We start from the raw sequence: 3,805 nt of genomic DNA, 5'->3' as shown, positions 1-3,805 counted from the left end.
GCGTTCGGTGCGTCCAGCGCACCCAATGTGGCGTTCGGTGCGTTGGACGCAACCAACGCCACATTGGGGCGCTGGGGGCTAGGCCGGGGTGCTGGTGCCGGTCGTGCTCGACGAGGGGGCGCCGGCCGAGCTGGAGCCGCCACCGCTGGCCGTGGTCGTCGGCGCGGGGTCGCTCGAGGTGGAGGGCGGGGTCGACGAAGTCGTCGTCGATGACGGCAGCGACGGCTTGGTCGACGTCGGGGGAGGCGGCGGCGGGTTGCCGCCCGTGTCGTTGCGCGGCGGCGGGGGCGGCGACGGCTGGGTGACGACCGTGGTGGTCGTCTTGCCGTCCGGGCTCACCGAGACCACGGTCGTCGGCGTGCTCGGGGACGTCGGGCTCGACGTGGTCGGCGCGCCGCTGGAGGAGGCCGGGTCGCTCGACGACGGGGTCGCCGGCAGCGTCTGCACGCCGGCCGGGACGGTGCCCTGGCCGCCGGGGCCGCCCGTGCCGCCCGCGGTCGAGGCGGGGGCCGGCCCGGCGAGCTCGGCCACGGCGGCGAACGCGGTCGCGACGACCAGCCCGGCCACCCCGAGCACGACGTACCCGGTGCGGTTCGGTTTGCTGCTCTTGGGCGGCGCGGTGTCGATCCTGGTGATCCGAGAGCTCGAATCCGACCCGGCGGGGCGGGGCATACGGGGCTCCTTGGGGAATTCGGGGAGGCGCGGTGTTTCCGACGGCACGTCGAGGCCGGGAAACGGGCGTGTCGTACCAAGCACAGCCACGGCGGGGGACCGACCTCGGCGGGGAGGTTATCACCGGCGTGCGGGTATTCGCCCAGGTAGTGGCCTTGATCCGTTACTGTGCGCGGTCGGTCGACCCGGAAGGGATGAACAGCGTGAGTGAGGAAGAAACCCACACCCGGCTGACGGCGTGGGTGCGCGGCCGGGTTCAGGGCGTCGGTTTCCGCTGGTGGACGCGCAGCCGGGCGCTGGAACTCGGGCTCGTCGGGAGCGCCAGCAACCTGGCCGACGGGCGTGTCGAGGTGATAGCGGAGGGTAGTCGTGACCACTGTCAGCGGCTGTTGGCAGCGTTACGGTCGGGAGAATCGCCCGGAAGTGTGGAGCACGTCGCCGAGCGCTGGTCCGACCCGAAAGGGGGACTCAGCGGGTTCGTCGAGCGGTAGGCCGTCCGGGGCCGGTGTGGCTCGTGGTGTTGCTGAGGCCGCCGGGGGTGTGCTAGGCGCGCCGAGGAGGGGGCGCGTCCGGCGGACCCCGGAGGCCCCCAGGTAGCCTGGGACGATTGAACCGCCCGTACCCGCGGCCAGAGGGGTCAGCAGCACGTGCACCTGAAAAGCCTGACGCTCAAGGGCTTCAAGTCCTTCGCCTCGGCCACCACGCTGCGCTTCGAGCCGGGTATCACCTGCGTGGTCGGGCCGAACGGCTCGGGCAAGTCCAACGTGCTCGACGCGCTGCGCTGGGTCATGGGCACCCAGGGCGCCAAGGACCTGCGCGGCGGCAAGATGGAAGACGTCATCTTCGCCGGCACCGCGGGCCGCGCCCCGCTCGGCCGCGCCGAGGTCACCCTCACCATCGACAACGCCGACGGCGCGCTCCCGATCGAGTACTCCGAGGTCTCGATCACCCGCCGGATGTTCCGCGACGGCGCGAGCGAGTACGAGATCAACGGCGACCGCTGCCGCCTGATGGACGTCCAGGAACTGCTGTCGGACTCCGGTATCGGCCGCGAAATGCACGTCATCGTCGGGCAGGGCCAGCTCTCGGCGATCCTCGAGTCCAAGCCCGAAGAGCGCCGCGCCTTCATCGAAGAGGCCGCCGGCGTCCTCAAGCACCGCAAGCGCAAGGAACAGACCCTGCGCAAGCTGGCCAACATGCAGGGCAACCTCGACCGCCTCGGCGACCTGACGACCGAACTGCGCCGCCAGCTCAAGCCCCTGGGCAAGCAGGCCGAGATCGCCCGCAAGGCCCAGTCGGTGCAGTCCGAGCTGCGCGACTCCCGCCTGCGCCTGCTCGCCGACGACCTGGTCACCCAGCGGGAGGCCATCGCGCGCGAAGAGGCCGACGAGAAGACGGCCCGCGCGCGCCGCGCCGAGGTCGAGCAGACCCTCGAGATCGTTTCCGCCGAAGAAGCCGAGCTGGAAGCCTCGCTCGCCGAGGACGCGCCGCTCCTGCAGACCGCCCAGGAGACCTGGTACAAGCTGTCCGCGCTGGCCGAGCGGCTGCGCGGCACCGTCCGGCTCGCCATCGAGCGCCAGCGCCACCTCTCCGCCGACGTCGCGACGAACACCGGCGGCCGCGACCCCGAAGAGCTCCTCGAAGAGGCCGAGCGCGTCGCCGAGCAGGAAGAAGAGCTCAACGAGGCCGTCATGGAGGCCCGGGAGCTGCTCGCCCAGACCGTGCTGCGCCGCGAAGACCTCGAACAGCGCGTCCAGGCCGCCGAGCGGGCGCACTGGGCCGCCGTCCGCGCCATCGCCGACCGCCGCGAGGGCATGGCCAAGCTGACCGGCCAGGTCGAGGCGCTGCGCAGCAAGAACGGCGCCACGACCGACGAGATCGACCGGCTCAGCGTCTCCATCGAGGAAGCCGCCGAGCGCGCCGAGATCGCCGTCGAAGAGCTGGAGCTGGCCAAGGCCGAGGGCGGCGCGGAGGAATCCGACGACGCCGGCCTGATGGACCGGCACGACCGCGCGGTCGAGGCGAACAACGCGGCCAAGGCGCGCGTCGAAGAGCTGGTCAAGGCCGAACGCGCCGCCGAGCGCGAGATCGCCTCGGAGAAGGCGCGTGTCGAGGCGCTGTCCATGGGCCTGCGGCGCAAGGACGGCGCGGGCGCGCTGCTCGGCGCGTCCCACGAGCTGCCGGGCCTGCTCGGCTCGGTCGCCGCGCTGCTGACCGTCGAGCCCGGGCACGAAGTCGCGCTCGCCGCGGCGCTCGGCCCGGTCGCCGACGCGATCGCCGTCGCGGGCGGCGAAGACGCCCTGCGCGCGCTGAAGTACTTGAAGGAGACGGACTCCGGCCGCGCGGGCATCCTGCTCGGCGGTCCCGAGTCCACTGTGGACACCTATTCGTGGCCGTCGCTGCCGGAAGGCGCGCGCTGGGCTCGTGAGGTCGTCACGGCGCCCGCGCCGCTGCGGCCCGCCGTCGAGCAGGCCCTCGACAAGCTGGCCATCGTCCGCGACCTCGACGCGGCACGGCACCTGGTCGCGGTGCACCCCGAGGTGCGCGCGGTCACCGCCGAGGGCGACGTCTTCGGCGCCCGCTGGGCGATCGGTGGCTCCGGCAAGCGCGAGAGCGTGATCGAGGTCCAGGCCGCCGTCGACGAAGCGGGGGAGCGGCTGCGCCTGGCCGAACGCTCGCTGGAGCGGTACGCGGCCGAGCTGGAAGGCGCCCGTGCCGAGCAGCAGGCGCGTCGCGAAGAGGTCTCCCAGGCCAAGGACGCCCTCGGCGACGCGAAGGTCCGGAAGGCGCGCTCTTCGGAACGGCTCAACCGGCTGCAGCAGGCCGCCCGCCAGGCGCAGGCCGAGGTCGAACGGCTGTCCGGGCAGCGCGCGAAGGTCGAGCAGAGCCGCGTCCAGGCACTGGCCCAGCTCGCCGAGCTGGAGGAACGGCTCGCCGCCGTCGCCGAGCAGCCCGTCGAGGACGACCCGGACACCGCCGAGCGCGACCAGGCCGTCGAAGAACTGGCCGTCGTGCGGCAGGAGGAGATGGAGGCGCGGCTCGCGCAGCGCACCTCCGAAGAGCGCGCCCGCAGCATCGCCGGCAAGGCCGAAGGCCTCCGCCGCGCCGCGCACGCCGAGCAGCAGGCCCGCGA

3 protein-coding genes are annotated in these 3,805 nt (G+C 73.1%); 2 read left to right on the top strand and 1 reads right to left on the bottom strand.

Annotated features, from left to right (window positions below):
• Window positions 1-78 precede the first annotated feature (78 nt).
• A complete protein-coding gene (locus tag ACWEVN_RS47045) occupies window positions 79-672 on the bottom strand; it encodes a hypothetical protein (RefSeq protein ID WP_452055600.1) in 594 nt (197 codons plus the stop codon).
• 194 nt (window positions 673-866) lie between these two features.
• On the opposite strand from ACWEVN_RS47045, the gene ACWEVN_RS47040 reads away from it, so the two are divergent.
• Window positions 867-1,163 (top strand): acylphosphatase, encoded by a 297-nt coding sequence (locus ACWEVN_RS47040; protein ID WP_452055601.1) that lies wholly within the window; start codon window positions 867-869, stop codon window positions 1,161-1,163.
• A gap of 156 nt (window positions 1,164-1,319) precedes the next feature.
• A partial coding sequence (smc, locus tag ACWEVN_RS47035; protein ID WP_452055599.1) for a chromosome segregation protein SMC occupies window positions 1,320-3,805 on the top strand: 2,486 nt, incomplete at its 3' end.

The organism is Amycolatopsis sp. NPDC003861, assembly GCF_053605405.1.
The sequence above is the reverse complement of the archived record's forward strand: the minus strand, read 5'-3'. Positions and strand labels throughout refer to the sequence as shown.